The sequence below is a fragment of the Pseudomonas sp. FSL W5-0203 genome (genome assembly GCF_001896155.1).
GTDB lineage: Bacteria > Pseudomonadota > Gammaproteobacteria > Pseudomonadales > Pseudomonadaceae > Aquipseudomonas > Aquipseudomonas paracarnis.
Genome location: NZ_MPOR01000018.1, coordinates 55090 through 81447 on the forward strand (window position 1 = coordinate 55090; position 26358 = coordinate 81447).

At 60.6% G+C, this 26358-nt stretch carries 29 protein-coding genes; 5 read left to right on the forward strand and 24 right to left on the reverse strand.

All coding sequences use genetic code 11. From position 1 onward, the window contains the following. Window positions 1-63: 63 nt before the first annotated feature. From BOP96_RS16975 to BOP96_RS16995, 5 genes are read right to left on the reverse strand one after another with little or no spacing between them, the layout of a single operon-like run. A complete protein-coding gene (locus BOP96_RS16975; protein ID WP_014718967.1) occupies window positions 64-852 on the reverse strand; it encodes a fimbrial biogenesis chaperone in 789 nt (262 codons plus the stop codon). A 26-nt stretch (window positions 853-878) separates the two neighbouring features. Continuing rightward, on the reverse strand, window positions 879-1367 hold the full coding sequence (locus BOP96_RS16980; RefSeq protein ID WP_014718968.1) for a Csu type fimbrial protein: 489 nt from the start codon (window positions 1365-1367) through the stop codon (window positions 879-881). 2 nt (window positions 1368-1369) lie between these two features. Continuing rightward, window positions 1370-1912 carry a Csu type fimbrial protein gene (locus BOP96_RS16985; protein ID WP_003192220.1) on the reverse strand — a complete coding sequence of 181 codons (543 nt, stop codon included), beginning with the start codon at window positions 1910-1912 and terminating at the stop codon, window positions 1370-1372. A gap of 18 nt (window positions 1913-1930) precedes the next feature. Then, window positions 1931-2476, reverse strand: a complete 546-nt coding sequence (locus BOP96_RS16990; RefSeq protein WP_014718969.1) for a spore coat protein U domain-containing protein — start codon at window positions 2474-2476, stop codon at window positions 1931-1933. Beyond that, a complete protein-coding gene (locus BOP96_RS16995) occupies window positions 2470-2970 on the reverse strand; it encodes a Csu type fimbrial protein (protein ID WP_441344386.1) in 501 nt (166 codons plus the stop codon). The genes BOP96_RS16990 and BOP96_RS16995 overlap by 7 nt, the downstream gene beginning before the upstream one ends. 181 nt (window positions 2971-3151) lie before the next feature. Here BOP96_RS16995 and zapE point away from each other — a divergent pair, with 181 nt between their 5' ends. The 3 genes from zapE (at window position 3152) to BOP96_RS17010 (ending at window position 6823) form a co-directional block, all read left to right on the forward strand. Continuing rightward, a complete protein-coding gene (gene zapE, locus BOP96_RS17000; protein ID WP_073453430.1) occupies window positions 3152-4246 on the forward strand; it encodes a cell division protein ZapE in 1095 nt (364 codons plus the stop codon). Window positions 4247-4283: 37 nt separating this feature from the next. Next, a complete protein-coding gene (locus BOP96_RS17005; protein WP_073453432.1) occupies window positions 4284-5582 on the forward strand; it encodes a protein kinase in 1299 nt (432 codons plus the stop codon). 293 nt (window positions 5583-5875) lie between these two features. Then, window positions 5876-6823, forward strand: coding sequence for an IS110 family transposase (locus tag BOP96_RS17010; protein ID WP_019821501.1), 948 nt, complete (start codon window positions 5876-5878; stop codon window positions 6821-6823). Between the two features lie 220 nt (window positions 6824-7043). Here the strand turns inward: BOP96_RS17010 and BOP96_RS17015 are convergent, their stop codons facing one another. The 14 genes from BOP96_RS17015 to flhA all read right to left on the reverse strand — a co-directional run bounded on the left by BOP96_RS17015 (window position 7044) and on the right by flhA (window position 21196). Beyond that, window positions 7044-7496, reverse strand: a complete 453-nt coding sequence (locus BOP96_RS17015; RefSeq protein ID WP_373420028.1) for a DUF2802 domain-containing protein — start codon at window positions 7494-7496, stop codon at window positions 7044-7046. Further along, complete coding sequence (locus tag BOP96_RS17020; RefSeq protein ID WP_003192896.1) at window positions 7497-7979, reverse strand: chemotaxis protein CheW; 483 nt, start codon at window positions 7977-7979, stop codon at window positions 7497-7499. It lies immediately after the preceding gene. A gap of 79 nt (window positions 7980-8058) precedes the next feature. Further along, on the reverse strand, window positions 8059-8850 hold the full coding sequence (locus BOP96_RS17025) for a CheW domain-containing protein (RefSeq protein ID WP_014719331.1): 792 nt from the start codon (window positions 8848-8850) through the stop codon (window positions 8059-8061). Continuing rightward, window positions 8850-9638 carry a ParA family protein gene (locus BOP96_RS17030; protein WP_014719332.1) on the reverse strand — a complete coding sequence of 263 codons (789 nt, stop codon included), beginning with the start codon at window positions 9636-9638 and terminating at the stop codon, window positions 8850-8852. The genes BOP96_RS17025 and BOP96_RS17030 overlap by 1 nt, the downstream gene beginning before the upstream one ends. A gap of 51 nt (window positions 9639-9689) precedes the next feature. Continuing rightward, complete coding sequence (motD, locus tag BOP96_RS17035) at window positions 9690-10577, reverse strand: flagellar motor protein MotD (RefSeq protein ID WP_014719333.1); 888 nt, start codon at window positions 10575-10577, stop codon at window positions 9690-9692. 16 nt (window positions 10578-10593) lie between these two features. Continuing rightward, the gene (locus BOP96_RS17040; RefSeq protein WP_003192902.1) at window positions 10594-11334 is read right to left on the reverse strand and encodes a flagellar motor protein; all 741 of its coding nucleotides are present in this window, start codon (window positions 11332-11334) and stop codon (window positions 10594-10596) included. Further along, entirely contained in the window at window positions 11334-12464 is a 1131-nt protein-coding gene (locus BOP96_RS17045) for a protein-glutamate methylesterase/protein-glutamine glutaminase (protein ID WP_003192904.1), read from the reverse strand. Before BOP96_RS17045 ends, BOP96_RS17040 begins: the two co-directional genes overlap by 1 nt. Before the next feature lie 48 nt (window positions 12465-12512). Beyond that, entirely contained in the window at window positions 12513-14717 is a 2205-nt protein-coding gene (locus tag BOP96_RS17050; protein ID WP_073453434.1) for a chemotaxis protein CheA, read from the reverse strand. Window positions 14718-14728: 11 nt separating this feature from the next. Continuing rightward, window positions 14729-15517: a protein phosphatase CheZ gene (locus BOP96_RS17055; RefSeq protein WP_003192906.1), complete on the reverse strand. Its 789-nt coding sequence runs from the start codon at window positions 15515-15517 to the stop codon at window positions 14729-14731. Window positions 15518-15535: 18 nt separating this feature from the next. After that, entirely contained in the window at window positions 15536-15910 is a 375-nt protein-coding gene (locus BOP96_RS17060; protein ID WP_003192908.1) for a chemotaxis response regulator CheY, read from the reverse strand. 167 nt (window positions 15911-16077) lie between these two features. After that, window positions 16078-16818 (reverse strand): RNA polymerase sigma factor FliA, encoded by a 741-nt coding sequence (gene fliA, locus BOP96_RS17065; RefSeq protein WP_003192909.1) that lies wholly within the window; start codon window positions 16816-16818, stop codon window positions 16078-16080. Beyond that, entirely contained in the window at window positions 16815-17648 is an 834-nt protein-coding gene (gene fleN / locus BOP96_RS17070) for a flagellar synthesis regulator FleN (protein WP_003192912.1), read from the reverse strand. The genes fliA and fleN overlap by 4 nt, the downstream gene beginning before the upstream one ends. 105 nt (window positions 17649-17753) lie before the next feature. Beyond that, entirely contained in the window at window positions 17754-19070 is a 1317-nt protein-coding gene (gene flhF / locus BOP96_RS17075) for a flagellar biosynthesis protein FlhF (RefSeq protein WP_073453436.1), read from the reverse strand. Window positions 19071-19081: 11 nt separating this feature from the next. After that, a complete protein-coding gene (gene flhA / locus BOP96_RS17080) occupies window positions 19082-21196 on the reverse strand; it encodes a flagellar biosynthesis protein FlhA (RefSeq protein WP_019818353.1) in 2115 nt (704 codons plus the stop codon). Window positions 21197-21597: 401 nt separating this feature from the next. Between flhA and BOP96_RS17085 the strand changes: the two genes are divergently transcribed. Further along, window positions 21598-21852: a DUF6124 family protein gene (locus tag BOP96_RS17085; RefSeq protein WP_014719337.1), complete on the forward strand. Its 255-nt coding sequence runs from the start codon at window positions 21598-21600 to the stop codon at window positions 21850-21852. 112 nt (window positions 21853-21964) lie between these two features. Here BOP96_RS17085 and BOP96_RS17090 read toward each other — a convergent pair whose 3' ends face one another. Both BOP96_RS17090 and BOP96_RS29705 read right to left on the reverse strand, forming a co-directional pair. Further along, entirely contained in the window at window positions 21965-22168 is a 204-nt protein-coding gene (locus BOP96_RS17090) for a cold-shock protein (RefSeq protein ID WP_014719338.1), read from the reverse strand. A gap of 385 nt (window positions 22169-22553) precedes the next feature. Next, window positions 22554-22730: a cold-shock protein gene (locus BOP96_RS29705; protein ID WP_014719340.1), complete on the reverse strand. Its 177-nt coding sequence runs from the start codon at window positions 22728-22730 to the stop codon at window positions 22554-22556. Between the two features lie 282 nt (window positions 22731-23012). Here BOP96_RS29705 and BOP96_RS17100 point away from each other — a divergent pair, with 282 nt between their 5' ends. Further along, window positions 23013-24125, forward strand: a complete 1113-nt coding sequence (locus tag BOP96_RS17100; protein ID WP_032902455.1) for a hypothetical protein — start codon at window positions 23013-23015, stop codon at window positions 24123-24125. A 33-nt stretch (window positions 24126-24158) separates the two neighbouring features. Here BOP96_RS17100 and flhB read toward each other — a convergent pair whose 3' ends face one another. From flhB to fliQ, 3 genes are read right to left on the reverse strand one after another with little or no spacing between them, the layout of a single operon-like run. Further along, the gene (gene flhB, locus BOP96_RS17105) at window positions 24159-25295 is read right to left on the reverse strand and encodes a flagellar biosynthesis protein FlhB (protein ID WP_019818363.1); all 1137 of its coding nucleotides are present in this window, start codon (window positions 25293-25295) and stop codon (window positions 24159-24161) included. 3 nt (window positions 25296-25298) lie between these two features. After that, window positions 25299-26084, reverse strand: a complete 786-nt coding sequence (gene fliR / locus BOP96_RS17110; RefSeq protein ID WP_005790062.1) for a flagellar biosynthetic protein FliR — start codon at window positions 26082-26084, stop codon at window positions 25299-25301. Between the two features lie 4 nt (window positions 26085-26088). Next, the gene (gene fliQ, locus BOP96_RS17115; RefSeq protein ID WP_003192936.1) at window positions 26089-26358 is read right to left on the reverse strand and encodes a flagellar biosynthesis protein FliQ; all 270 of its coding nucleotides are present in this window, start codon (window positions 26356-26358) and stop codon (window positions 26089-26091) included.

A 26358-nucleotide genomic window follows, 5' to 3' on the forward strand; every position in this document is an offset into this window, starting at 1 on the left:
TCCTTCAATGGACATCTCCATCCTGTGAAAACCCGGGCGTGTGCCCGTTGCGCTACATAACGGTTAGCGCTTGGGCGCCAGGCTCTCCAGTTGCGGCGCGCCGTTGACCCTGACCTGCAACGGCTGGTCGGCCGATACGGCGTCCGGCACCGGCCAACGCATGCTCGCGCCCGGCAGCACATAGCCGAGCAAACCGTCCACCAACGGCCGGGTCTGCCCGCCCTGTTTGAATGACGCATCGGTAAGCCGCGCATGCACGGCGCCCTGGTTGCGCACCTCGATGTAGTTGCGCCCTGCCACGTTGACCTTTTGCCAGCTTAACTGCGGCTTGCCAGCGCCCTTGGGATCGCGCTGCCGGGTAGCGTCATCTTTGCTCCACAAGCCGGCGCCGTAGGCAAACAGCGGCACCGAATAACGCATCTGAAAGCGAATCGCCGCCGCCGTGTTCTTGCCCTCCGGCGGCGCCGGCACCTGCAACGCCGAGGGGATTTCATCAATGATGATGCGATAGGCCAACTCCTGCCCCGGCGGCACTTCCCGGGTGCGGGTCAGGCGCACCAGTTGCTTCTGGCCCGGCTCGATCTTGGCCACCGGCGGGCTGCCGATCACATCGCGCTGGTTCTGGTACTGCTCGTCAAAGCCATTCTGGCTCCAGGCAAACACGCGGATCTGCAGGTTGGCGGTCTCGGTGCCACGGTTCTCCAGCCACAGCGCGCTGGCCTGTTGGTCAGCCTCCAGCACCGGGTCGATGGGCCAGATCAGCACCGAACTGGCCGCCTGTACAAACCCTGCCGAGCACAACGCCCCCAAGGCGAAACCCGCGGTCCATAACCGTCGCAAAGCACAACCCATGACACCCCTCCTTAAAACCGTTAGCCCTACCACGTCAGCTGCACCTGCAGCGTGTCGCTGTACGTCCCCCCAGGCTGATTGCCCGGTAAAACCACCCGCCCGTAAATCGGCAGGCTGATGTTGCTCGCATCGCTGTAGGTCACGCTGACGCTCTGGTTGATCCCCAGGCTCTGGCTGAACGCCGCATCGCGAAACAATTGGTAAGCCACCCGCGCGCTGCCACTGTTGAGCTGCAAATTGCGCCCGGTGCTGCTGTACAGGCCGCCATCCACGCTCATGCTCAGGGCCACGCCCGGTGTGCATTGCAGGGTTACGCCGCCAGTGAGAGCCGCTGTGACCGTGCTGGTGGCCAGGGCCGAATAGCTGCCGTAGGCCAAGGTGCCGTAGTTGGCGCCGCCGCCCACGATCAGACAGCCCGGCGTGATGGTCGCACTCACCTGGAAGCTCTGGTTGACCACCGCCGACAGCGGCAACGGTATCGCCAGGCCGATGGCGAGCAACACCCTGGGCCACATCGTTAGAACGTCAGTTCCACGGCCACGGTGTCGGTGTAGGTGCCCGCCGGCAGTCCCGCCTTGCCCACCGCCCGGCCGTAAAGGTTGACGGTCTGCGCCACGCCGGTACTGGTGGCGAGGGTCACCACGCCGTCAATCGCCAACAGCGCTGAACGCCCGCTGTCAGTGTAGAAATCGTAGGGCACGAAGTTACCCACGCCATCGGCCAGCGCACGGGTGCCACCGGGGGAAGCACCGTCGTGGGCGCCGGCACGCACCTTGATCGTTGGCGCGGTGCCAGCCGAACACAGGATCGACAACGCCCCGCCGGTACCGGTGCCGCCGAGCAGCTGGGCGTCGGCATTGGTAAACAGGCTGTTGGTGGTGCCGAAGTTCAAGCTACCGAAATTCAACCCGGTGGCCGCCCCGGAGCCGTTGACCTGGCAACTGGCGATCAAGGTCAGGCTGGAACTGATCTGCCCGGTCACCGTGGTCGCCGCGTTCAGGCTGGACGCCAGCCCCAGGCCCAGGGCACAGAGGCCGATTCGCGATACAAGTACATGCATGATATCCATCCTCATGGTTTACCAATCCAGAGTCACCGTCAGGGTGTCTGTGTAGAGGCCGGCCGGTAGGGCCCTGGTATTCGCCACCACGGAACCGAATACCGGGATCGGTACCTGGGTGCCCTGGGTCACGACGAAATTGCGTTGCTGGCCGATCCTGTAGGCACTGCGCCCCTGGGGGTCAGCCGACAGTCGATAGGGAATGGTCTGGCGGCCATTGCTCAGGCGCCGCGTGGTCCCGTCGCCGTTAGCCCCCCCATCGATGGTCACCGTGAAACTGCTGACCACCGAAGGATTGCAGGACACCGACAGCGGCGCCTTGTCGCCATCGGAGATCGCCGCGTCCAAGGTCTCGTTCCACGTCGGCCCCTGGCTGCCAAAGTCCAACAGCGCGGTGCCGCCTTCGGGTGTGACCGGCGCGGTTTCCACGCCCTTGCTCACTTCGCAACTGGCGGTGATTACCAACCGCGCATGGACCTGGCCGTTGACCACCGCCGCCTGCGCGTCATCCGCCAGCAACAGCAGGCCACCCAGGGCCGTCACGGCCAGGTAGCGGCTTACCATGTGACCGTGACCTTGAGCAGGTCGGAATAACGGCCGACGGCGGGGATGTCCTCGAGCGGTTCGATGCGCCCATACAGCGGCAGGTCGACAGAGCCAGTGTCCGGCACGCGGCCACTGATCGGCACGTCCACCGGCAAGGGGATCAGCCGCGCGGCGTCAGCATAGATTCGATAGGGAATGGGCCGGCTGGAGGGCGCCGGATTGGCGAGATAACGCACTTCGCCGGCGCCGCCATGCAGGCCGCCGTCAACGCGCATTTGGTAAGGCGTGTCGGGGTTACATTCCAGGCGCGGCTGGCGCTGGCTGATCAGGGCCGCACTCAGGGGGCCGGCCGGGTCATCCAGACGCGGGCCGCTGCCGAAATCCAATACGCCAAGTTGCTCGATGCCCGCATTGCGGGTGGTGCCCACCAACTGGCAACCCCGCTGCACGTCGATGCGCACCTGCACCTGGAGTTGCGCAGCAAACACCGTGTTGCAGAGCATCGTGCCCATGACAGCCAATACCGCCGGTCCCTTCACAGCCCCAATTCCTTATACAGGGGTGACAACTGTGTATGAGGTTAGCCAGTTAACGCGAAAGTGCCAGTTTGCAAGGCTTGGGGCCCTTCACCATTGGTCAAATGGCATCGGGCGTCCTACAGTGAGCGACCACCGTAATACAGAGTATTTATTCTTGGCCGTGCTTGCCCTGCTCCAGCGCCTGCTGGGTAAAAAAACCGACGCCTCGGACGCCTCGCCTATCCCGGCGTATTTTCAAAAAAAGGCCGAACAACAGGGCTATACCCTCAGTGATGGGCAAATCCGGGCGATTACCGCCCTGAATCGCGAAGCTCAACACCTGCTCAACGGCCAGGCCACGCGCAGCCTGTACCTGCATGGCCCGGTGGGGCGTGGCAAAAGCTGGCTGCTGGATGGATTTTTCCAGGCACTGCCCATCGCCGAGAAGCAACGTGTGCATTTCCACACTTTCTTCGCCCGGCTGCACCAAGGCATGTTCCTGCACCGCGGACATGATGATGCTCTGGGCGTCACGCTGGACGAGCTGCTGGCCGGCTGCCGAGTGCTGTGTTTCGACGAATTCCATGTGCACGATATCGGCGATGCGATGCTCATCAGCCGTTTGTTCAAGGCCCTGTTCCAGCGCGGTGTGCTGGTGTTGGTGACCTCCAACTACCCACCCGAAGGCTTGCTGCCCAATCCGCTGTATCACGAGCGTTTCAAACCGGTGATCGAGCTGATCGCCGCGCGCATGGAGGTGCTGGAAGTCAGTGCGCCTCAGGACTTTCGCAGCCTGGCCCAGGCCCACGCGCAACAGCGCTTCACGGGCGGCCAGTACGTCTGGCCAGGTACCGCTGGACAGCGTGAAAGCCTGGGCCTGCCTGCCACAGATTGCCCGGCGCAAACCATGAAGGTCGGCACTCGGCAGTTAACGTGCCGAGGCCATCAGGCACGAACCATCGCGTTCACCTTCAATGACCTGTGCGAACAACTCACGGCGGTCATGGATTACCTGTTGTTGTGCCAGGACTTCGACCACTGGATCATCGACGGCCTGCCGCAGTTGGCCGAATGCCCCATCGCCGTGCAACAGCGCTTTATCAATCTGGTAGACGTGCTCTACGACCAGGACAAGCAACTGACGCTGATCGGCCATCAGCCCTTGGATAAATGCCTGGAAGGCCAAGCCATCGACCTCGCCCGCACCGCCAGTCGCCTGCGCCAATTGCAGACGCTGTGCCCGCAAACCGCGTCCGAGCCGCTATCATGAGCGCCTTTTACGCCCTCTTCCGAGCACCGCGCCCTGCATGAATACCCTCGCCCAACTCAAGGCTGGCCAATTGGCTGGCGTTACGCGCCTGGACCTGGCCTGCGGGCTGACCGAGTTTCCCCGGGAAATCTTCGAACTGGCCGACTCGCTGGAAATCCTCAACCTCACCGGCAACGCCCTGAGCAGCCTGCCCGACGACCTGCACCGCCTGACGCACCTGCGTGTGCTGTTCTGTTCGGACAACGCCTTTACCGAACTGCCGCAATGCCTGGGCCAGTGCGCCAAGCTGAGCATGATCGGCTTCAAGGCCAACCAAATCAGCCAGGTAGCCGCCGCTGCCCTGCCGCCACAATTGCGCTGGCTGATCCTCACCGACAACTGCATCCGCCAATTGCCCGATGAACTGGGTCAGCGCCCGTTACTGCAAAAGTTGATGTTGGCCGGTAACCAGTTGACCGACCTGCCGCCAAGCCTGGCCCAGTGCCAAAACCTGGAGTTGATCCGTATCGCCTCCAACCGCCTCACCCAACTACCGCAGTGGCTGCTGACCCTGCCGAGCCTGACTTGGCTGGCCTACGCCGGCAACCCGGTGGAAATGGCCGTGCAGGTGAGCAGTGATGAGGCGACGCCGAACATCGCCTGGCAGGAACTGGACATGGGCGAAGTCCTTGGCGAAGGCGCTTCGGGGATTATTCGCAAGGCGCTGTGGAAACCCCGGGCGTTGCCGGTCGCGGTCAAACTGTACAAGGGCACCATCACCAGCGACGGTTCACCGCTGCATGAAATGCAAGCCTGCATCGCTGCCGGTCTGCATCCCAACCTGATCAAGGTTGAAGGGCGCGTCGTCGGCCATCCCGATAACCAGGCCGCCCTGGTGATGGAGCTGATCGACCCCAGTTACCGCAACCTCGCAGCCCTGCCGAGCCTGGCGTCGTGCACGCGGGATGTCTACGCACCCACCACCCGTTTCAGCCTGGACGTGGCACTGCGCATGGCGCGGGGCATTGCTTCGGTGGCGGCGCACCTGCATCGGCACGGCATTACCCATGGTGACCTGTATGGTCACAATATTTTGTGGAACGCAGAAGGTGATTGCTTGCTGGGAGACTTTGGCGCGGCCTCCTTCCATGCCACGGCGGACACGTTGGAAACCCGTGCGCTGCAGCGTATTGAAGTGCGCGCGTTCGGAGTGTTGCTGGGGGAATTGTTGGAGCGGGTTGAGGCCAGTGACGAAGGCTTGCAGGCACTGCAACAACGCTGCTGCCAGCCGGATGTGCTGGCGCGGCCGGGCTTTGAAGAAATTGAGGTCTTGCTCGAATCTATGCAACACCACTAAACCAATGTGGGAGCGGGCTTGCTCGCGAATGCGGTGGAACAGCCAATACATCTGTTGACTGTCACACCGCATTCGCGAGCAAGCCCGCTTGTATGCTAGGACTTGAAGGGAGGAGAAGGGACAAAGCCCGATTCTGACTGTTGACGCAGTACAGACCGTGGGAGATTTCGCCCCTCCTCCTTTCACCCAAGCGCCGATAAAGAATGCATCTGGCTATGACCGACGATAGGAACAAGCCTGCGCCTCTGGGTGAGCCCTTCAAGTGCTCAAAACCTTAGCCCGGAGGAAGCCCCATGGCAATGCCAGTTTCTGTCTCAAAGCCAATCGTAGGCGTCGATGTCGCTAAGAATGAACTGGTGATTTATCACGCTGAAGTCGATTTGTTAGAAACAATCCCAAACACCAAAGCCGCTATCAAAAAATGGCTGAAGGCCTTGTCCTGCAAAGTGGCCATCGCAATTGAAGCCACCAATATCTACCACTTGGAGTTTGCTGATCTAGCTCATGAAGCAGGTTGCGTGGTTTACATGGTTGGAGGTTATGAGCTCAAGCATTACCGCGAAAGCGTGAAGATCCGGGCCAAGACCGATGCTTTGGATGCCAAGTTGCTCGTCCGCTATTTGAGAAAGGAGGCAGACGAACTGCGTCCCTGGACACCTCCATCACCGCTGTATCGCCATCTTCTAAGCCTGTTTCGTCGGCGCGCAGCCTTGGTTCAGGCGCGCGTCAGCCTGACGCAAAGCTGGGCGAACGAGCCGCTTCTTAAGGCCTCGTTTGCCGAGCAGGTGAAGTCGATGCAGAGACTGGAAGGGTTAATCGAAAAAATGATCAGTGACTGCCTGAAAGAAGCAGGTTTACTGGGTCAGTTGAAGCGTTGCTTGAAAGTCGAAGGCATCGGTTTTTTGACTGGCGCGCGTTTGATTGCCACCTTCCAACGGGGAGAGTTCAGGAATTCGGACGCGTTTATCGCCTTTCTTGGTATGGATTTGCGCGTCAACAAGTCAGGACAGAAGGATGGTCGTCGTAGTTTAAGTAAGCGCGGCGACTCAGAAGCTCGGCGCCTGCTGCATAACGCAGCGATGGCGGCTAGCCGAACAGAGACATGGAAAGCGTTTTATCAAGCACAGAGGGCGCGAGGCTATAGCACCACACAGGCGCTGGTAATACTGGCCCGCAAGCTTGCTAGGGTGGTGTTCGCTCTGCTGAAAGGGCAAAGCGAATATCAGCCAAAAGTTGGTTGAGGGTTGCCCCTCAACCATAGAATCTCCCACAGTTGGATTGTGGGGTGTCAGGCAGAGAAGTGTCGGCTGATAGGTCGTCATCGCAGGCAAGCCAGCTCCCACAGTTGGATCGGGGGTGTCAGGTAGAGAGGTGTCGGCTGGTAGGTCGTCATCGCAGGCAAGCCAGCTCCCACAGTTGGATCGGGGGGTGTCAGGTAGAGAGGTGTCGGCTGGTAGGCCGTCATCGCAGGCAAGCCAGCTCCCACAGTTGGATCGGGGGTGTCAGGTAGAGAGGTGTCGGCTGGTAGGCCGTCATCGCAGGCAAGCCAGCTCCCACAGTTGGATCGGGGGGTGTCAGGTAGAGAGGTGTCGCCACCGTCGCCCCCATGCCAACCAGCTTGGCCGCCTGGGCAAACGACAGGTTCGACGGATCACGCTGCTCCAACTGCACCAACCTGTCCGGCAACGGCGCAAGAATCGCACGCAGTTCATGCACCTCATCCCCCACCCGCACCGCACTTTGCTGGTAATGATCAACGCGCTTGACCAGTTCCAGAATGCGCCGGTCACGCACCGCATCGCGCTCGGCCTGTTGCAAGGCCAACTCCCGCTGCTGGCGCACATAGCGCAGCACAAACGCCAAGGTCCCGGCCCACAACAGGGCCAGGACAATCACCGCTGCCTCAAGGAACAATCAGATGCTCTCCAGTTCCGACCACTCTTCTTCGCTCATCATCTTGTCCAGCTCAACCAGAATCAGCAGTTCGCCGTTCTTGTTGCACACGCCCTGGATGAACTTGGCCGACTCTTCGTTACCGACGTTCGGTGCGGTTTCCACTTCCGATTGGCGCAGGTAAACCACCTCGGCCACGCTGTCGACCAGGATGCCGACCACTTGCTTGTCGGCCTCGATGATCACGATACGGGTGTTGTCGCTGACTTCAACCGTGTCCAGGCCGAACCGCTGGCGGGTGTCGATCACCGTCACCACGTTGCCACGCAGGTTGATGATGCCCAGCACGTAACTTGGCGCGCCTGGAACCGGGGCGATCTCGGTGTAGCGCAGCACTTCCTGCACGCGCATCACGTTAATGCCGTAGGTTTCGTTGTCCAGCTTGAAGGTCACCCATTGCAGGATCGGATCATCCAAACCTTGTGCGGACGCTGACTTGTTCATTCATCTGACCCCTTCAAATGCCGCTATCGACGGCGTGTGTGCACGTAGGCCGCGCAACCGCACGGCCCTTATTGTTCAATCAACTGCGTTTGTTCTGTGGCATTGCCTTCACCGCACCGCTGGCGATCAACTCGGCCAGTTCGGCGACATCCAGCAACGCGCACATGTGTTCAATCACCGTGCCCGCCAGCCACGGCCGCTGGCCGCGGTGGCTGCGCCATTTGATTTCATTGGGGTCCAGGCGCAACGAGCGGCTGACTTGATGCACCGCCAGCCCCCACTCGTAGCCCTGCACCGAGATCACGTATTGCAGGCCCTGGCGAAAATCATCGCGGTAGCGGTCGGGCATCACCCAGCGCGCCGTATCCAGCACCTTGAGGTTGCCGGCCTGGCTGGGCAGGATGCCGAGGAACCACTCCGGCTGCCCGAACAGCGGCGTCAGCTCCTGGCCTTCCAGGGAATAGATCGAGCCCAGGCACACCAGCGGCACCGCCAGGGTCAACCCGGCGACGTCGAACAGCAGGCACTCGAACGGCTCGGCAGCCCATGAGGGGCGACCGTCGCCCGTCACCGGTGGCGGCGTGATGCTGGGCGGCAGGTGCACGTCCACCAGCGGTTCGACCACCGGGGGCGCCACCACCGCGGGGGCGCTTGGCACCACCACGGGCACCTCCACCCCCTGCGCATCCCGTGCCTGCTCTTCCATCACCGCCTGCTGGAATTCATCCAGCGGGCTTTCGGGTTCGACAGCAGGCTCAAGTACCAGAATCGGTTCTGGCAGTTCCTCGGCCGTCGCATCCTGCAGCAAGGCATCCAGGTAGGATTCCAGTGCCAGTTGCGGGCGGGTCTTGAATTCGACAGGACGGTTCATCACGCCACCTGCGCCACAAGTTGTTGCGACAGCAGGTGCTTGAGCAACGCACGGTAGGCCAGCACGCCACGGCTCTTGCCGTCGAACTGCGACGGTGTGAGCCCGGCACGGCTGGCGTCACGCAGGCGCGTGTCCACCGGGATGTAACCGTTCCAGATAGTGTCCGGGTAGGCATCGCGCAATACGCGCAAGGTGCCGAGGGACGCCTGGGTGCGACGGTCGAACAAGGTCGGCACGATGCTGAACGGCAGCGCCTGCTTGCGCGAACGGTTGATCATCGCCAGGGTGCTGACCATACGCTCCAGGCCCTTGACCGCCAGGTGCTCGGTCTGCACCGGGATCACCAATTGCTGGCTGGCCGCCAACGCGTTGACCATCAGCACGCCGAGCAACGGCGGGCTGTCAATGATCGCGTAATCGAAGTCCTGCCACAGCTGCGCCAGGGTCTTGGCGATCACCAGGCCCAGGCCGCTCTGGCCTGGCGACTGGCGCTCCAGCGTGGCCAGGGCGGTGCTCGACGGCAGCAGGGAAATGCTTTCGTTGCTGGTGGGCAACAGCAGTTGCCCAGGCAGATCCGCCGGCACGCTGCCCTTGTGCAAAAACAGGTCATAGCAGCTATGTTCCAGCGCATCCGGGTCGTAGCCGAAATAGCTGGTCATGGAACCGTGGGGGTCCAGGTCGACCACGACCACACGCTTGCCCGCTTCGGCCAGCAAACCGGCCAAGGCGATGGAAGTGGTGGTCTTGCCGACTCCACCCTTTTGATTGGCAACTGCCCAGACTCTCATTCGGTTGGTTCCTCCCGGCGGGCACAGGCGCGACCGAGACATTGCATACGGTTATTGAGCCAGCGACGGAGAATTGACGTTACTCGGTCGGACCGGCGGTTTGACAACGGGCGGTGCAGTTTGTGTGCCAGCACGCTTCAACGCCGCATCCGGGGTGGCATTGGCGGTGCCGGTTCCGGTCAGGCTGCGACGCACATCCAGGTTGCGCGAGACCACCAGCACCACCCGGCGGTTACGGGCGCGGCCTTCGACCGTGGCGTTATTGGCCACCGGCTGGAATTCACCATAGCCCACCGACGCCAGGCGCTGGGGGTTCACACCCTGCATCGCCAACATGCGCACGATGCTCGACGCGCGAGCCGAGGACAGTTCCCAGTTGGTCGGGTACTGCGCAGTGCTGATGGGGAAATTGTCGGTGAAGCCTTCCACGTGGATCGGGTTTTCAAACGGTTTGAGGATCGCCGCGACCTTGTCGATGATGGTGAACGCCTGGTCACTGGGCAATGCATCGGCACTGGCGAACAACAGGCTGGAGTTCAGCTCGATCTCCACCCACAACTCATTGCCGCGCACGGTCATCTGGTTGGAGCTGATCAGGTCGCCAAAGGCGGCACTGATATCGTCGGCGATGCTCTTGAGCGGGTCGCTGGTGCCTTGGATGCCAGCAGCGGTTTCATCACTGTCATTGACCAGGGGCTTGGCCGGGGTCACGGTCTTGGGCCGCTCTTCGCCGATAGGGATCGGCTTGAGCGACCGCTCGGCATCGTTGAACACGCCCACCAGCGCCTGGGAAATGATCTTGTACTTGCCTTCGTTGATCGACGAGATCGAGTACATCACCACAAAAAACGCGAACAGCAAGGTGATGAAGTCCGCGTAGGACACCAACCAGCGTTCGTGGTTGACGTGTTCCTCGGGCTCGCGACGGCGACGGCTCACAGGCAGTTCCTCCCCATCAATCCATGAAGCCCTGAAGCTTCAATTCGATGGAGCGCGGGTTCTCGCCCTCGGCAATCGACAGGATGCCTTCGAGCAACATTTCGCGATAACGCGACTGGCGCATGGCAATCGACTTGAGCTTGCTGGCCACCGGCAGCAACACCAGGTTGGCACTGGCCACGCCGTAGATGGTCGCGACAAACGCCACGGCAATGCCGCTGCCCAGTTGCGAAGGGTCGGCCAGGTTGCCCATCACGTGGATCAGGCCCATCACCGCGCCGATGATGCCAATGGTCGGCGCGTAGCCGCCCATGCTTTCAAAGACTTTGGCCGCGTTGATGTCACGGCTTTCCTGAGTGTAGAAGTCCACTTCGAGGATGCTGCGGATCGCTTCCGGTTCGGCGCCATCGACCAACAGTTGCAGGCCTTTGCGCGCGTAGCTGTCAGGCTCGGCATCGGCCACGCCTTCCAGGCCCAGCAGGCCTTCCTTGCGGGCGGTGAGGCTCCAATTGACCACGCGGTCGATGCCGCCTGCCAGGTCGACCCGTGGCGGAAAAATGATCCACACCAGAATCTGCATGGCACGCTTGAATGAGCTCAGGGGCGACTGCAACAACGCCGCGCCCACGGTGCCACCGATCACGATCAGCGCTGCCGGGCCGTTGGCCAAGGCGCCGAGGTGGCCGCCTTCCAGGTAGTTGCCACCAATGATGGCGACAAACGCCATGGTGATGCCGATCAGGCTCAACACATCCATCAGAGGCAGGCCTCCACCAGGTGCTTGCCGATGTCGTCCAGGCTGTAGACCGCATCGGCCAGGTCAGCCTTGACGATGGCCATGGGCATGCCATAGATCACGCAACTGGCTTCATCCTGGGCCCAGATGGCGCTGCCGCCCTGCTTGAGCAGGCGCGCACCTTCACGGCCATCGGCGCCCATGCCGGTGAGCACCACCGCCAGAACTTTGTCGCCATAGGACTTGGCCGCCGAACCGAAGGTGATGTCCACACACGGCTTGTAGTTCAGGCGCTCATCGCCCGGCAGGATTTTGATCGCGCCACGCCCGTCCACCATCATCTGCTTGCCGCCCGGCGCCAGCAGTGCCAGGCCAGGACGCAGAATGTCGCCATCCTCGGCTTCCTTCACGGTGATACGGCACAGCTTGTCCAAGCGCTCGGCGAACGCCTTGGTGAATGCCGCCGGCATGTGCTGCACCAGCACAATCGGCGCAGGGAAGTTGGCCGGCAGTTGGGTCAATACCCGCTGCAAGGCCACCGGGCCGCCGGTGGAGGTGCCGATGGCGACCAGCTTGTAAGCCTTGCGCTTGGGTGCCGGCGAATGCGCACTCGGCGCTGCGGCGGCACGCACCGGCGCGACCGCAGGCCGGGCCACGGGCGCCGGGGCCGGGCGCGCAAACGACGAACTGGGCGCCGCTGCGGCGGGCGCAGGCGTAGGGGCTGGCGCAGGTGTGCTGAACAGGCTGCGACGGTTACTGCGGGAAATGCTGTGCACCTTCTCGCACAGCATCTGCTTGACCTTGTCGGGGTTGCGCGAGATGTCTTCGAAATTCTTCGGCAAAAAGTCCACCGCGCCGGCATCCAAAGCGTCGAGGGTCACCCGCGCGCCTTCGTGAGTCAGCGAGGAAAACATCAATACCGGTGTAGGGCAGCGTTGCATGATGTGGCGCACGGCCGTGATGCCATCCATCATCGGCATCTCGTAGTCCATGGTGATCACGTCCGGCTTCAAGGCAATGGCTTGATCGATCGCCTCTTTGCCGTTGGTGGCCGTGCCGACCACCTGGATCGTTGGATCAGCGGAAAGAATTTCCGAGACGCGGCGGCGGAAGAAACCCGAATCGTCCACCACCAGGACCTTGACTGCCATAAACACTCCGTTAGGCGGGGCGGGCATGACCGCCCTGCCCCACCAGAATCAAATACGCCGTGCGGCGTAACGCTTGAGCATGCTCGGAACATCGAGAATCAGTGCGATGCGACCGTCACCGGTAATGGTTGCGCCCGACATGCCTGGGGTTCCCTGCAGCATCTTGCCCAAAGGCTTGATCACCACTTCTTCCTGGCCCACCAGTTGGTCGACCACAAAGCCGATGCGCTGGGTACCCACGGACAGAATCACCACATGACCTTCGCGTTGTTCTTCATGGGCGGCCGAGGCCACCAGCCAACGCTTGAGGTAGAACAGCGGCAACGCCTTGTCACGCACGATCACCACTTCCTGGCCGTCCACCACGTTAGTGCGCGACAGGTCGAGGTGGAAGATCTCGTTGACGTTGACCAGCGGGAAGGCGAACGCCTGGTTGCCCAGCATCACCATCAGGGTCGGCATGATCGCCAGGGTCAACGGCACCTTGATGACGATCTTGGAGCCCTGGCCCTTGGTCGAGTAGATATTGATCGAGCCGTTGAGCTGGCTGATCTTGGTCTTCACCACGTCCATGCCCACGCCACGCCCGGACACGTCGGAGATCTCGGTTTTGGTCGAAAAGCCCGGGGCAAAGATCAGGTTGTAGCACTCGGTGTCGGTCAGGCGGTCGGCGGCGTCCTTGTCCATCACGCCGCGCTTGACCGCGATATTGCGCAAGATGGTCGGGTCCATGCCTTTGCCGTCATCGGTGATCGACAGCAGGATGTGGTCGCCCTCTTGCTCCGCCGCCAAAATCACTTTGCCGTTGCGGGACTTGCCCGCGGCTTCGCGTTCTTCCGGAGTTTCTACGCCGTGGTCGACCGCGTTGCGCACCAAGTGGACCAGCGGGTCAGCCAGAGCCTCGACGAGGTTTTTGTCGAGGTCGGTTTCTTCGCCCACCAGTTCCAGGTTGATTTCTTTCTTGAGCTGGCGCGCCAGGTCACGAACCAGGCGCGGGAAACGGCCGAAGACTTTCTTGATCGGCTGCATCCGCGTTTTCATCACCGCGGTTTGCAGGTCGGCGGTGACCACGTCGAGGTTCGACACGGCCTTCTGCATGGCTTCGTCGCCGCTGTTCAGGCCCAGGCGCACCAGGCGGTTACGCACCAGCACCAGTTCGCCCACCATGTTCATGATGTCGTCCAAGCGCGCGGTATCCACACGCACGGTGGTTTCGGCTTCGCTGGCAGGTTTTTCCGCTGCCGCTGGGGCCGCTGCACGCGCAGGGGCCGGGGCGGCGGCAGGTGCTGGCTTGGCTGCCGGCGCAGGTTTGGCAGCAACCGGTGCCGCAGTGGCTGGTGCTGCAACCTGCGCGGCCGCGGCCGGGGCCACTTCGCTGAACTTGCCTTTGCCGTGCAGCTCGTCGAGCAGGGCTTCGAATTCGTGATCGGAGATCAACCCGTCACCGGCCGGTGCGGTACTGGCCGCTGGCGCAGCGGCGGCGGCAGTCGCTGCAACCTCGGGCAGGGCTTCGGCCACAAAAGTGCCTTTGCCATGCAGTTGGTCGAGCAGTGCCTCGAACTCGTCGTCGGTGATGTCGGTGCTGGCGTTGGCAGCGGGTGCTTCTGGCGCAGCGGCAGGCGGGGCCACGGCATCTGCTGCGAACTGGCCTTTGCCGTGCAACTGGTCGAGCAACGACTCGAATTCGGCGTCGGTAATGTCTTCACTGCTCGGCGTCGCGGCAGGCTGCACCGGCGCTTCAGCCTCGGCCTTGACCGCGCTGAGGGAGTTGAGCAGTTGTTCGAACTCGCTGTCGGTCACGTCCGGCTCGGCTTGCGCCACCGGCTCCGGTGCGGTCTCGACCACCGGCGCAGCCGCGGTATCGGCAGGTTCGGCCAGGCGCGCCAGGGCGGCCAGCAGTTCCGGCGTGGCGGCAGTGATCGGTGCACGTTCACGCACTTGGCTGAACATGCCGTTGACCGCATCCAGTGCTTCGAGAATCACGTCCATCAGTTCCGAGTCGACGTGACGCTCACCCTTGCGCAGGATGTCGAAAACGTTCTCGGCGATGTGACAGCACTCCACCAGCTCATGGAGCTGGAGGAAGCCGGCGCCCCCTTTTACAGTGTGAAAACCGCGAAAAATTGCATTGAGCAGGTTCGCATCATCCGGTCGGCTTTCCAGCTCGACCAGTTGTTCGGACAGTTGCTCTAGAATTTCGCCGGCCTCTACAAGGAAATCCTGAAGGATTTCTTCATCGGCGCCGAAGCTCATGTGGGTGCTCCTTAGAAGCCTAAACTGGATAACAGGTCATCTACGTCATCCTGACCTGACACAACGTCTTCACGTTTATCGGCATGAATCTGCGGACCTTCACCCTTGGCGAGATGTTTTTGTGGATCTTTTTCCGAGAGGATCGCTTCACGGTCATGTTCGATGCCGGCAAAACGATCGACCTGGCCGGCCATCAGCACCAATTTGAGCAAGTTGCTTTCCACTTCGGTAACCAACTGGGTCACGCGCTTGATTACCTGGCCGGTGAGGTCCTGGTAATCCTGGGCCAGCAGGATGTCGTTGAGGTTGCTGGCCACCGTGCGGTTTTCCTGTTCGCTGCGCGACAGGAACCCGTCGACGCGACGCGCCAGTTCACGAAACTCTTCAGCGCCCACTTCGCGGCGCATGAAGCGGCCCCAGTCCTGGCTCAAGGCCTGGGCTTCGGTGGCCATGCCGTTGACCAGGGGCGTGGCGTTTTCCACCAGGTCCATGGTGCGGTTGGCCGCCGCCTCAGTCAGCCTGACCACATAGGACAGGCGCTCGGTGGCGTCGGTAATCTGAGAAATTTCTTCGGCCTGGGGCATGCGCGGGTCAATCTGGAAATTGACGATTGCGCTGTGCAGCTCGCGTGTGAGCTTGCCCACTTCCTGGTACAGGCCGCGGTCACGGGTCTGGTTAAGCTCATGGATCAACTGCACCGCATCGGCGAACTGGCCTTTTTCCAGGCTGTCGACCAACTGGTGAGCATGTTTTTTCAGGGTCGACTCAAAGTCGCCCTGTGACGTTTCGTTATGCTCCATAGCTCCCCCGCGATGGCATTAGCCGTGGATGCGTTCGAAGATTTTCTCGATCTTCTCTTTCAAGGCCAGTGCCGTGAATGGTTTGACCACATAACCGTTGACCCCGGCTTGGGCGGCTTCGATGATCTGTTCGCGCTTGGCTTCGGCGGTCACCATCAGCACAGGCAAGCTGCGCAGTTTTTCATCGGCGCGCACATGGCGCAGCAGGTCGATACCGGTCATGCCCGGCATGTTCCAGTCGGTTACCAGAAAGTCGATGCTCCCGCTGTTGAGGATCGGAATGGCCGTCAGGCCATCATCCGCCTCGACCGTGTTGGTGAACCCAAGGTCACGCAACAGGTTTTTAATGATCCGCCGCATCGTTGAGAAGTCATCAACGATGAGGATTTTCATGTTCTTGTCCAATTCGACCTCCAAGCAGTCTTAAACGCGCCCAGCACCTGGACGCGCCATTTCAATCAACAGGCGTTACACAAAAAGGACTGCCCAGGGCACCACGGCACGTAGCCGCGAAACCTTGCGATCTCACGGCAGCGTCTGCAGTGCCCCCACACTGCCTGTCAGCGCGCGCGCCACTCGGCCAATCGCCCCCGCAAGCGGGCTGCGCACTGGCTATGCAACTGGCTGACACGCGATTCGCTGACCCCCAGGACCTCACCGATTTCCTTGAGGTTCAGCTCTTCGTCGTAGTACAGCGCCAGCACCAGCCGCTCACGCTCCGGCAAGTTGGCGATTGCATCGGCCAACGCGCCCTGGAAACGTTCATCTTCCAGGTCGCGTGACGGCTCCGTATGCGCGCTCGCGCCGTCCTCGTGCAGCCCTTCGTGTTCGCCGTCCTGTAAAAGGTCGTCAAAACTGAACAGGCGGCTGCCCAAGGTATCGTTCAAAATCCCGTAATAATCGTCGAGACTCAATTGGAGTTCGGCCGCAACTTCATGATCTTTAGCGTCACGACCGGTTTTTGCTTCAATTGCTCGAATTGCATCACTGACCATGCGCGTATTGCGGTGTACCGAACGCGGCGCCCAATCGCCTTTACGCACCTCGTCGAGCATCGCGCCACGGATACGGATACCCGCATACGTTTCGAAACTGGCACCCTTGCTGGCGTCGTATTTGGTCGAGACTTCAAGCAGGCCGATCATGCCGGCCTGGATCAAGTCTTCAACCTGCACACTCGCGGGCAGGCGCGCCAACAGGTGATAGGCAATGCGCTTGACCAACGGCGCATAGCGCTCGATCAATTCGCCCTGGCTGTCACGTGCCGACTTTTTGTAAAGGTTGTAGCCGCTGGATGTCATAGCACCGGTCCTGCGCTCGTCTGATGCACCAAACGCTCGACGAAAAACTCCAGATGCCCCCGCGGGTTGGCGGGCAACGGCCAGGTATCGACCTTCTGGGCAATGGCCTTGAACGCCAGTGCGCATTTCGAACGAGGGAACGCTTCGTAGACCGCACGCTGCTTTTGCACGGCCTTGCGCACACACTCGTCATAGGGAACTGCGCCGACGTATTGTAAAGCCACATCGAGGAAGCGGTCCGTGACCTTGGTCAACTTGGCGAACAGGTTGCGCCCTTCCTGCGGGCTCTGGGCCATGTTGGCCAGCACGCGGAAGCGATTCATGCCGTAGTCACGGTTAAGCAGTTTGATCAGCGCGTAGGCATCGGTGATCGAGGTGGGCTCGTCGCACACCACCAACAGCACTTCCTGCGCTGCGCGCACAAAGCTGACCACCGACTCGCCGATCCCGGCGGCGGTGTCGATCACCAGCACGTCGAGGTTGTCGCCGATGTCGCTGAACGCCTGGATCAGCCCGGCATGCTGCGCGGGGCTCAGGTGCACCATGCTCTGGGTGCCCGAGGCCGCCGGCACGATGCGAATGCCACCAGGGCCCTGGAGCAGCACATCGCGCAGCTCGCAGCGGCCCTCGATCACATCGGCCAGGGTATGTTTGGGTGTCAGCCCCAGGAGAACGTCCACGTTCGCCAAGCCCAGGTCAGCATCCAGCAGCATGACGCGACGGCCAAGCTCTGCCAGGGCCAGGGACAAATTCACTGACACGTTAGTTTTCCCGACGCCACCTTTGCCGCCGGTCACCGCGATCACCTGTACGGGATGCATGCTGCCCATTTTATTTCTTTACCTTGTCTTGCTTAGACGCAGGCTACATGGCTTGGCCGCGTGAATCGCTTGCAGACCATCGATGTAGGTACATTTCACGGTGTTCATCCTGCCTCAACCCACCCGTTTAGCCGGGTGGTGGTAAAGGTCGGCGAACATATCGGCCATCGCTTCCTCGCTAGGCTCGTCTTGCATTTGCACACTCACGGCACGGCTGACCAACTGATGACGGCGCGGCAGATGCAGATCATCCGGGATCCGCGGCCCGTCGGTGAGGTAGGCAACCGGTAATTCATGGCTGATGGCCAGGCTCAATACCTCGCCCAGGCTCGCGGTTTCGTCGAGTTTGGTGAGGATGCAGCCGGCCAGGCCGCAACGCTTGTAGCTGTGATAGGCAGCGGTAAGAACCTGTTTCTGGCTGGTGGTTGCAAGCACCAGGTAATTTTTCGACTTGATGCCACGCCCGGCCAGGCTTTCGAGCTGCATGCGCAGCGCTGGATCACTGGCTTGCAGGCCGGCGGTATCGATCAGCACCACGCGCTTGCGCAGCAACGGCTCGAGGGCATTGGCCAGGGACTGGCCCGGGTCGACATGGGTCACCGGCACGTTGAGAATGCGGCCCAGGGTCTTGAGCTGCTCCTGGGCGCCGATGCGGTAGCTGTCCATGCTCACCAACGCGATATTCTGTACGCCGTACTTAAGCACATAACGGGCGGCCAGCTTGGCCAGGGTGGTGGTCTTGCCCATGCCGGCGGGGCCGACCATGGCGATCACACCGCCCTCTTCCAGGGGTTCGATTTCCGGCGTGGCGATCATGCGCGCCAGATGCGCCAGCAACATGCGCCAGGCCTGACGAGGTTCTTCGACTTCGGCGGTCAAGGCCAGCAGGTCGCGGGACAACGGGCCGGACAAGCCGATGCGTTGCAAGCGGCGCCACAGGTTGGCTTGCTGGGGCTTGCTGCCTTGCAACTGAGTCCAGGCCAACGAGCCCAGCTGCACTTCGAGCAATTCACGCAGGCCATTGAGTTCAAAGCGCATCGAGTCGATCACACGCTGGTCAACTGCGGCGGCCGGGGCAGGCGCTGCAGGACGCGGCGGTTCGACAAAGGTGGGCTCAACCAGCGGCTCGGCGGCGGTCAGCGGCAGGCCGGCGAATAATTGGCGATTGGTGCTGGCATCGCTGTCACCGCGCATGCTCAGTTCCGCCTGGGCCGACACAATGCGCGAGGCGGTCTTGCGCAGCTCGTCTTCGAGTTCCATGTTCGGCACGCGCGGGGCCAGCGCCTGGGGCGTGTAATCCAGGGCAGCCGTCAGCTCGACACCGCCGGCAATCCGACGGTTACCGATAATCGCGGCATCGGCGCCCAGCTCATCGCGGACCAACTTCATGGCCTGACGCATATCGGCGGCGAAAAAACGCTTAACTTGCATAACCCACTACCTCAGCCATTGGGCCCAACTGTCGCGACGATAGTCACTTGCTTATTGTCAGGAATTTCCTGGTAAGCCAACACGTGCAAATTCGGTACAGCCAGGCGTCCAAACCGCGACAACATCGCGCGAACCGGGCCGGCCACCAGCAGGATCACCGGGTTGCCCTGCATTTCCTGGCGCTGTGCGGCGTCGATCAACGAACGCTGCAGCTTTTCAGCCATGCTTGGCTCCAGTAAAACGCCCTCTTCCTGGCCTTGCCCTGCCTTCTGAATACTATTGAGCAATATTTGTTCCAACCTGGGTTCCAAGGTGATCACAGGCAGCTCGGACTCAGTCCCTACAATGCTTTGCACGATTGCGCGGGACACGCCGACACGCACCGCCGCCACCAGAGCGGCAGTATCTTGACTCTTGGCGGCATTGTTGGCGATGGCCTCGGCAATGCTGCGAATGTCGCGCACAGGCACCTGTTCGGCCAACAGCGCTTGCAACACCTTGAGCAACTGCGACAACGACAGCACGCCAGGCACCAGCTCTTCGGCCAGTTTTGGCGACGATTTGGCCAGCAAGCCCATCAATTGCTGGACTTCCTCGTGGCCGATCAGCTCGTGGGAGTGCTTGTAGAGAATCTGGTTGAGGTGCGTGGCGACCACGGTGCTGGCATCCACCACGGTGTAACCGAGGGACTGCGCCTGGCTGCGCTGGCTGACTTCGATCCACACCGCTTCCAGGCCGAAAGCCGGATCTTTGGCGGTGATGCCGTTGAGCGTACCGAACACTTGGCCTGGGTTGATCGCCAGTTCGCGGTCCGGGTAGATCTCGGCTTCGGCCAGGATCACCCCCATCAGGGTCAGGCGATAGGCGCTGGGGGCCAGGTCGAGGTTGTCACGGATATGCACAGTGGGCATCAGGAAGCCCAAGTCCTGCGACAGCTTCTTGCGCACGCCCTTGATTCGCGCCAGCAGTTGCCCACCCTGGTTGCGGTCGACCAGCGGGATCAGGCGGTAGCCGACTTCCAGGCCGATCATGTCGATGGGCGTGACGTCGTCCCAGCCCAGTTCCTTGGTTTCCTGGGCACGGGCCGGGGATGGCAGCAGATCCTGTTGACGGGCAATCTCCTGCTCGGCCTGGACCTTGACCTGGTTCTGCTTCTTCCAGAACAGGTACGCCGCGCCACCCGCCAGGGCCGCCATGCTCAGGAACGAGAAGTGCGGCATGCCCGGCACGATACCCATGATCGCCATAATGCCCGCCGCCACGGCCAGGGCCTTGGGCGAAGCGAACATCTGCCGGCTGATCTGCTTGCCCATGTCTTCGGAGCCCGAAGCACGGGTAACCATGATGGCCGCCGCTGTGGATAACAACAGTGATGGCAATTGCGCCACTAAACCGTCACCAATGGTCAGCAAGGCGTACACCTTGCCGGCATCGCCGAAGGTCATGCCGTGCTGGAAGATACCGACCGCCATGCCGCCGATCAGGTTGATAAACAGAATCAACAGGCCAGCGATGGCGTCACCGCGCACAAATTTGCTGGCGCCGTCCATGGAGCCGTAGAACTCGGCTTCCTGAGCAACTTCGGCCCGGCGCGACTTGGCTTGGTTCTGGTCGATCAAGCCGGCGTTGAGGTCGGCGTCGATGGCCATCTGCTTGCCGGGCATGGCGTCGAGGGTAAACCGCGCGCTCACCTCGGAAATCCGCCCGGCGCCCTTGGTCACCACCACAAAGTTGATGATCATCAGGATCGCGAACACCACGATACCGACCACGTAGTTACCGCCGATCACCACCTCACCGAAGGCCTGGATCACCTTACCGGCAGCGGCATGGCCGTCCTGGCCGTGGAGCATCACCACCCGCGTGGAGGCGACGTTCAATGCCAGACGTAGCAGGGTCGCCACCAGCAGAATCGTCGGGAACACCGCGAAATCCAGCGGCCGCAAGGCGTACACGCACACCAGCAAGACCACGACAGACAGGGCAATGTTGAAGGTAAAGAACACGTCGAGCAGGAACGGCGGCATCGGCAACATCATCATTGCCAGCATCACCAGCAACAACAACGGCACACCCAGATTGCCCCGCGACAGGTCAGTCAGGGTGCCACGGGCCGTGTTGAGCATTTGAGAGCGATCTACCACCGGTATTCCTCGGGTCCTTGAAGCAAAGTTTTGACGCTGGAGGGCGACTTGGAGGCGGGGTTGCAAGAAGCCTTCCAACTTTGGTTTTGGGATGATTCTCGAGTGGTAGCCGATTCAAGTGTGGGAGCTGGCTTGCCTGCGATTGCGGTGTGTCAGCCACTGAGATATTGGCTGTGAGTCAGCTATCGCAGGCAAGCCAGCTCCCACATTTGGATTTGTGTGCACCTTGGATATCGAGGAAATTTCCGATAAGGATTTGGGGTTGCCCCTAGGAAACTCGCTCTCTAGTCTCCGTACACCGCTGCAAACGCAGCGGACGGGCGTCGCGGCCCGGATTACCTAGGAGCAAAAGCACCCTCTCCCTTTCTAAAAGGAGCTTCACAGTGATCAAACACGCCTCAAATTCCCCCACCCGGCTGTTTACCGTAGCCGACGGCATCAGCAGCGAAGACCTGCTGGTCAACCTCAGTGAAACACTTGCTTCGGCCAATGCGCTGAGCTGCGACTTGGCCTTTGACCTGGAAGGTTCGAAACGAGAGGAATTGCTCGGCGTTGCGCAGTTGATCGAACTGGGGCAGTTACTGGCTGATCGCCTGCACCTTGGCGCCACAATGGCGGGCAAAGCAAGCAGCGGATAATACGGGCAAGGGTGGGAGCTGGCTTGCCTGCGATTGCGGTGTGTCAGCCACTGGGATATTGGCTGTGAGTCAGCCATCGCAGGCAAGCCAGCTCCCACCTGTGATTCAGTTTTTAAACTGGCCGTATATTGTCATCCTGCGGGCCTTTCGGACCTTGTGTGATGTCAAACTCTACTTTTTGATTCTCCTCCAGGCTTTTGTACCCAGCCGTCGCAATTGCCGAGTAATGGGCAAACACATCGGGCCCTTCATCATTTTGGGTAATAAAACCAAACCCCTTCTCCGCGTTAAACCACTTCACCGTGCCAGTTGCCATTGCCATTCTCCCTACACTTCACTTGAGACCCGGTTCACCTGGGTTGCACCGTTTGATAGGCAACGCATAAACACCCTCGGGTCGATGGACCATTTGGAACTCCATGCGCTTGCCAAACCACAACGCGGTGCAACGCCAGTCTCTGCCATTGATAAACACATCCTCGCCCCCGCCATCGGGCTTGATCAACCAATCGCCCCTGAGCCAGACGTAGTACCTGACCGTACCCGTAGCCACCTTCACAACCGCTCTCCCTGCATCTCGTTACTACATACGCGCAGTGCATGGTGGGTAATAAAACAGCGGGCAGCGCCCGTTGGCTACTGTCAGAGTTGACAGGTAGACGCGGGCTTTCAATGGGTGATAGGCATGGCAACGTTGCGGGTCATGCATCCGCTGATTTTTTGCGTTTGCGCGGTTTGCGCTGCTTGGCAGGCGCTTGCGGGATTTCAGCACATGTGACATTCGTCGATTGGACGGCAACCTCGTTGCCATCGCGATCCCGCACAATAAAGCCGATGCCTTTGACCGCATCGAACCACCTGACCGTACCCCTATCCATCACCGCCTCCCGAGCCGCGCATGGCTGCGCGCCTCATCGCTGTATCAAACAGTGAAGGCGGCGTAATGGCTACTGTCAAAGTTGACAGGTAAGACCGGGTTTGAATCCTGATGAAGTCATCATGATAGGTACTTCGACGCCTGCGAAAACGCTATCGGGCCTAGGGATAAAGATTTTGTGGAACCGGTACGACATTTTTTGTCACTCAACTCGCTGAGCGATCAGCTCTTTAAAATCACCCTTCCCTAGGGTGGATAAGCGATTAAAAATAGCGGCGAAACCATGGACTTAAATTTAAACGCATTAAACACCTTTTTTCGCTTTGCCTCCTCAGAGGCTGAAACGGTTGAATCAGGGCCCCCTAAAGCTGAGTACGTTTGGGCGCCAGCCCCGTCGACGGGCGAAACTAAACTGGTACCAGATCTGAAAAAAACGCTATTCGAGATTTTAGGCAATGAAGTGGATTCACCCGCAGCGTTCGATAAGTTGATCGAAAAACTCAAGGTGATGCCGCAAAAAGATCTGAAAGCCTATCTACAGCGTTTTGAATCAGCCCTGTCACCTGAACGATTCAAACGCCTGCAGGACGATCTTAATTTGGTAAGAGGAGGCTGGACATCTGACCCGCGCGGGATTCCAGGTGATGGTGGCAGCAATTCCCAAAACGTCGACATGAGCCTTTACCCCGCGGGCGAGGTCATCAGTGACAAGCCCCTGATGAAGGCGGACAGCTTCTATCACTATCATCCTGGTGGGTCTGAACCCGGAAAAAAGCCAGAAAATATCTATAGTGGTTTCAGCCAAGGTTATGAAGATAACTGTGTAATTACTTCCTGGATCAAGGCAGGGATGGCGCTGTTTGGTCAAAAGGATGTCTTTGAAGCGGTAAAGGAAGTCGCTCAGGGTTATTTCGTGACCATGCGCGACGGTTTCAAACTGTACCTGTCAAAAGGCGAGTTACAGTTGGCAGCCCGCAATTCAGGGTATAAAGGCGATGATCCGGTGATGCTCACCGACGCTAACTTTATGTTCGCAGTGGCTGCCAAGCGAGCACAACTGGTAAATAGCTATGATCGTGTTGGACAGAGCTACGCTAATGGCGTGAAAAGCCTTAACGATGGAGCTTCTCCCTGGGAAGGGTATGAACTCCTTGGGTTAAAGGATCACATTAAACCCGGCCGCGATAGTAACGCGAAGTTGAAGGAGCTGGAAACTCCGGGTGAAATCGGGGTTGCCAGCGCTCCAGGCCACAATTTTTTGGTAGTGGATGGCCGGCAAGAGCTCTTTGGAACCCGTGGCGGTAAACCAGACCCTACACTTGTAGAGCAGGTGTACGTGCTGCAATTATCGAAAGTCGAAGCACCCCAAAGCGATACTCCCGAGCGACTTAAATAACTACGGTTTACCACAGCCGCGGCGCATTGAGCCTCAGGAATCCCGACGCAAATCCGGCGGAATCGGCAAATCCTTGAGCGGATCAGGCCGCTTGCCCTTGCCGGCGCGGTATTGGCGGATTTGGTAAACGTAGGCCAGTACCTGTGCAACGGCCAGGTACAAGCCGGCCGGGATTTCCTGGTCGAGGTCGGTGGAATAGAAAATCGAGCGCGCCAACGCCGGCGATTCCAGCAACAGAATGTCGTTGGCCACGGCGATTTCGCGGATTTTCAACGCGGTGAAGTCGCTGCCCTTGGCCAGCAGCATCGGTGCGCCACCCTTCTCCGGGTCGTATTTGAGCGCCACGGCGTAGTGGGTCGGGTTGGTGATGATCACATCGGCGTCGGGCACCGAGGCCATCATCTTGCGCTGGGACATTTCCCGCTGCAGTTGGCGGATGCGTTGCTTGACCTCGGGGCGGCCTTCCTGGTCCTTGTGCTCGTCGCGCACTTCCTGCTTGGTCATCAGCAGTTTCTTGTGGCTTTCCCACAGTTGGATCGGCGCATCCACGGCGGCGATCAGGATCAGCCCGAGGGCCATCCACAGTGCGCTCCAGCCCACCACCTGCACGCTGTGGATGATCGCCGATTCCAGCGGTTCATGGGCAATGCGCAGCAAGTCGTCGATGTCGGATGACAACACCGCCAACGCCACGAACAGAATCAGGAAAAACTTGGCCAGGGCCTTGAGCAATTCAATCAGGGCCTTGGCAGAGAACATGCGCTTGAGCCCCGCCCCCGGGTTCATGCGGCTGAACTTGGGCGCCATGCTGCCCGCGGCAAACAACCAGCCGCCGAGGGCCACCGGGCCGATCAGCGCGGCCAGCAGCAAAGTGATCAAGATCGGCTGCACCGCCAACAGGGCGATTTTGCCTGAGTGCAGCAGGTACTGGGCCATGGCGTCGGGGTTGAGCAGCACTTCGCGGGGCAAGCTGAAGTTGTGCTTCATCATCTCCAGCAGGTCCAGCGCCAGGCCACCGCCGTAGATCAGCAAGGCGCCTGCACCGGCGATCATGGTGGCGAAGGTGTTGAGCTCTTTGGAGCGCGCGATCTCGCCCTTTTCCCGGGAGTCCTTTTTACGTTTCTCCGTGGGGTCTTCTGTTTTGTCCTGACCACTCTCGCTCTCGGCCATGGCTCAGCGCGCCCGTGCCAGGTCACGTAAGAACTGCAAGGCGTCGGTGGCCAGCGGTTGATACTGATTGAGAATGTCAGCCAGGCCGACCCAGAAAATCCCCATGCCCAACACCAGGGTCAGCGGGAAACCAATCGAGAAGATGTTCAGTTGCGGCGCCGCGCGGGTCATCACGCCGAACGCGATATTGACCACCAGCAGCGCCGTGATCGCCGGCAACACCAGCAACAGCGCCGCGCCCAGCACCCAACCGAGGCGCCCCACCAGTTCCCAGAAGTGGTTGACCACCAAGCCTGCGCCCACCGGCAAGGTGGTGAAACTCTCGGTCAGCACCTCGAACGCCACCAGGTGACCGTTCATGGCCAGGAATAGCAAGGTCACCAGCATGGTCAGAAACTGCCCGATCACCGCCGCCGACACGCCGTTGGTGGGGTCCACCATTGAAGCGAAGCCCATACCCATCTGGATCGAGATGATTTGCCCGGCCACCACGAAAGCCTGGAAGAACAGGGTCAGGGAAAACCCCAGCATGGCGCCGATCAGAATCTGTTCGGCAATCAGCAACAAGGCGCTAAGGTCCAGTGCGTTCACCGGCGGCATCGGCGGCAGGCCCGGCACGATCACCACGGTGATCGCCACAGCGAAATACAGGCGCACACGACGCGGTACCAGCGTGGTGCCGAACACCGGCATGGCCATCAACATCGCCGTGACGCGAAACAGCGGCAGGATGAACGAGGCCACCCAGGTACTGATCTGGGTGTCGGTCAAGGCCAGCAAGGATTGCATCGGCTCAGCCAATCAACTGCGGAATACTGCCGTACAACTGCAGGATGTATTCCATGAAGGTTTGCACCAGCCACGGGCCGGCGACGATCAGGGTCACCAGCATCACCAGCAGGCGCGGCAGAAAGCTCAGGGTTTGTTCGTTGATCTGGGTGGCCGCCTGGAACATCGCCACCAGCAGGCCCACCAACAGACTGGGCACCACCAGCACGGCGACCATCAGGGTGGTCAGCCACAGCGCTTCACGGAACAGGTCAACGGCGACTTCTGGCGTCAT

What these genes read in the sequence shown, in the direction of transcription:
- BOP96_RS16975 (WP_014718967.1), bottom strand. Translation starts at nt 852, where the DNA reads ATGGGTTGTGCTTTGCGACGGTTATGGACCGCGGGTTTCGCCTTGGGG.
- BOP96_RS16980 (WP_014718968.1), bottom strand. Translation starts at nt 1,367, where the DNA reads ATGTGGCCCAGGGTGTTGCTCGCCATCGGCCTGGCGATACCGTTGCCG.
- BOP96_RS16985 (WP_003192220.1), bottom strand. Translation starts at nt 1,912, where the DNA reads ATGCATGTACTTGTATCGCGAATCGGCCTCTGTGCCCTGGGCCTGGGG.
- BOP96_RS16990 (WP_014718969.1), bottom strand. Translation starts at nt 2,476, where the DNA reads ATGGTAAGCCGCTACCTGGCCGTGACGGCCCTGGGTGGCCTGCTGTTG.
- BOP96_RS16995 (WP_441344386.1), bottom strand. Translation starts at nt 2,970, where the DNA reads ATGGGCACGATGCTCTGCAACACGGTGTTTGCTGCGCAACTCCAGGTG.
- BOP96_RS17005 (WP_073453432.1), top strand. Translation starts at nt 4,284, where the DNA reads ATGAATACCCTCGCCCAACTCAAGGCTGGCCAATTGGCTGGCGTTACG.
- BOP96_RS17010 (WP_019821501.1), top strand. Translation starts at nt 5,876, where the DNA reads ATGGCAATGCCAGTTTCTGTCTCAAAGCCAATCGTAGGCGTCGATGTC.
- BOP96_RS17020 (WP_003192896.1), bottom strand. Translation starts at nt 7,979, where the DNA reads ATGAACAAGTCAGCGTCCGCACAAGGTTTGGATGATCCGATCCTGCAA.
- BOP96_RS17025 (WP_014719331.1), bottom strand. Translation starts at nt 8,850, where the DNA reads ATGAACCGTCCTGTCGAATTCAAGACCCGCCCGCAACTGGCACTGGAA.
- BOP96_RS17030 (WP_014719332.1), bottom strand. Translation starts at nt 9,638, where the DNA reads ATGAGAGTCTGGGCAGTTGCCAATCAAAAGGGTGGAGTCGGCAAGACC.
- BOP96_RS17040 (WP_003192902.1), bottom strand. Translation starts at nt 11,334, where the DNA reads ATGGATGTGTTGAGCCTGATCGGCATCACCATGGCGTTTGTCGCCATC.
- BOP96_RS17045 (WP_003192904.1), bottom strand. Translation starts at nt 12,464, where the DNA reads ATGGCAGTCAAGGTCCTGGTGGTGGACGATTCGGGTTTCTTCCGCCGC.
- BOP96_RS17050 (WP_073453434.1), bottom strand. Translation starts at nt 14,717, where the DNA reads ATGAGCTTCGGCGCCGATGAAGAAATCCTTCAGGATTTCCTTGTAGAG.
- BOP96_RS17055 (WP_003192906.1), bottom strand. Translation starts at nt 15,517, where the DNA reads ATGGAGCATAACGAAACGTCACAGGGCGACTTTGAGTCGACCCTGAAA.
- BOP96_RS17060 (WP_003192908.1), bottom strand. Translation starts at nt 15,910, where the DNA reads ATGAAAATCCTCATCGTTGATGACTTCTCAACGATGCGGCGGATCATT.
- fliA (WP_003192909.1), bottom strand. Translation starts at nt 16,818, where the DNA reads ATGACATCCAGCGGCTACAACCTTTACAAAAAGTCGGCACGTGACAGC.
- fleN (WP_003192912.1), bottom strand. Translation starts at nt 17,648, where the DNA reads ATGGGCAGCATGCATCCCGTACAGGTGATCGCGGTGACCGGCGGCAAA.
- flhF (WP_073453436.1), bottom strand. Translation starts at nt 19,070, where the DNA reads ATGCAAGTTAAGCGTTTTTTCGCCGCCGATATGCGTCAGGCCATGAAG.
- flhA (WP_019818353.1), bottom strand. Translation starts at nt 21,196, where the DNA reads ATGCTCAACACGGCCCGTGGCACCCTGACTGACCTGTCGCGGGGCAAT.
- BOP96_RS17090 (WP_014719338.1), bottom strand. Translation starts at nt 22,168, where the DNA reads ATGGCAACTGGCACGGTGAAGTGGTTTAACGCGGAGAAGGGGTTTGGT.
- BOP96_RS29705 (WP_014719340.1), bottom strand. Translation starts at nt 22,730, where the DNA reads ATGGATAGGGGTACGGTCAGGTGGTTCGATGCGGTCAAAGGCATCGGC.
- BOP96_RS17100 (WP_032902455.1), top strand. Translation starts at nt 23,013, where the DNA reads ATGGACTTAAATTTAAACGCATTAAACACCTTTTTTCGCTTTGCCTCC.
- flhB (WP_019818363.1), bottom strand. Translation starts at nt 25,295, where the DNA reads ATGGCCGAGAGCGAGAGTGGTCAGGACAAAACAGAAGACCCCACGGAG.
- fliR (WP_005790062.1), bottom strand. Translation starts at nt 26,084, where the DNA reads ATGCAATCCTTGCTGGCCTTGACCGACACCCAGATCAGTACCTGGGTG.
- fliQ (WP_003192936.1), bottom strand. Translation starts at nt 26,358, where the DNA reads ATGACGCCAGAAGTCGCCGTTGACCTGTTCCGTGAAGCGCTGTGGCTG.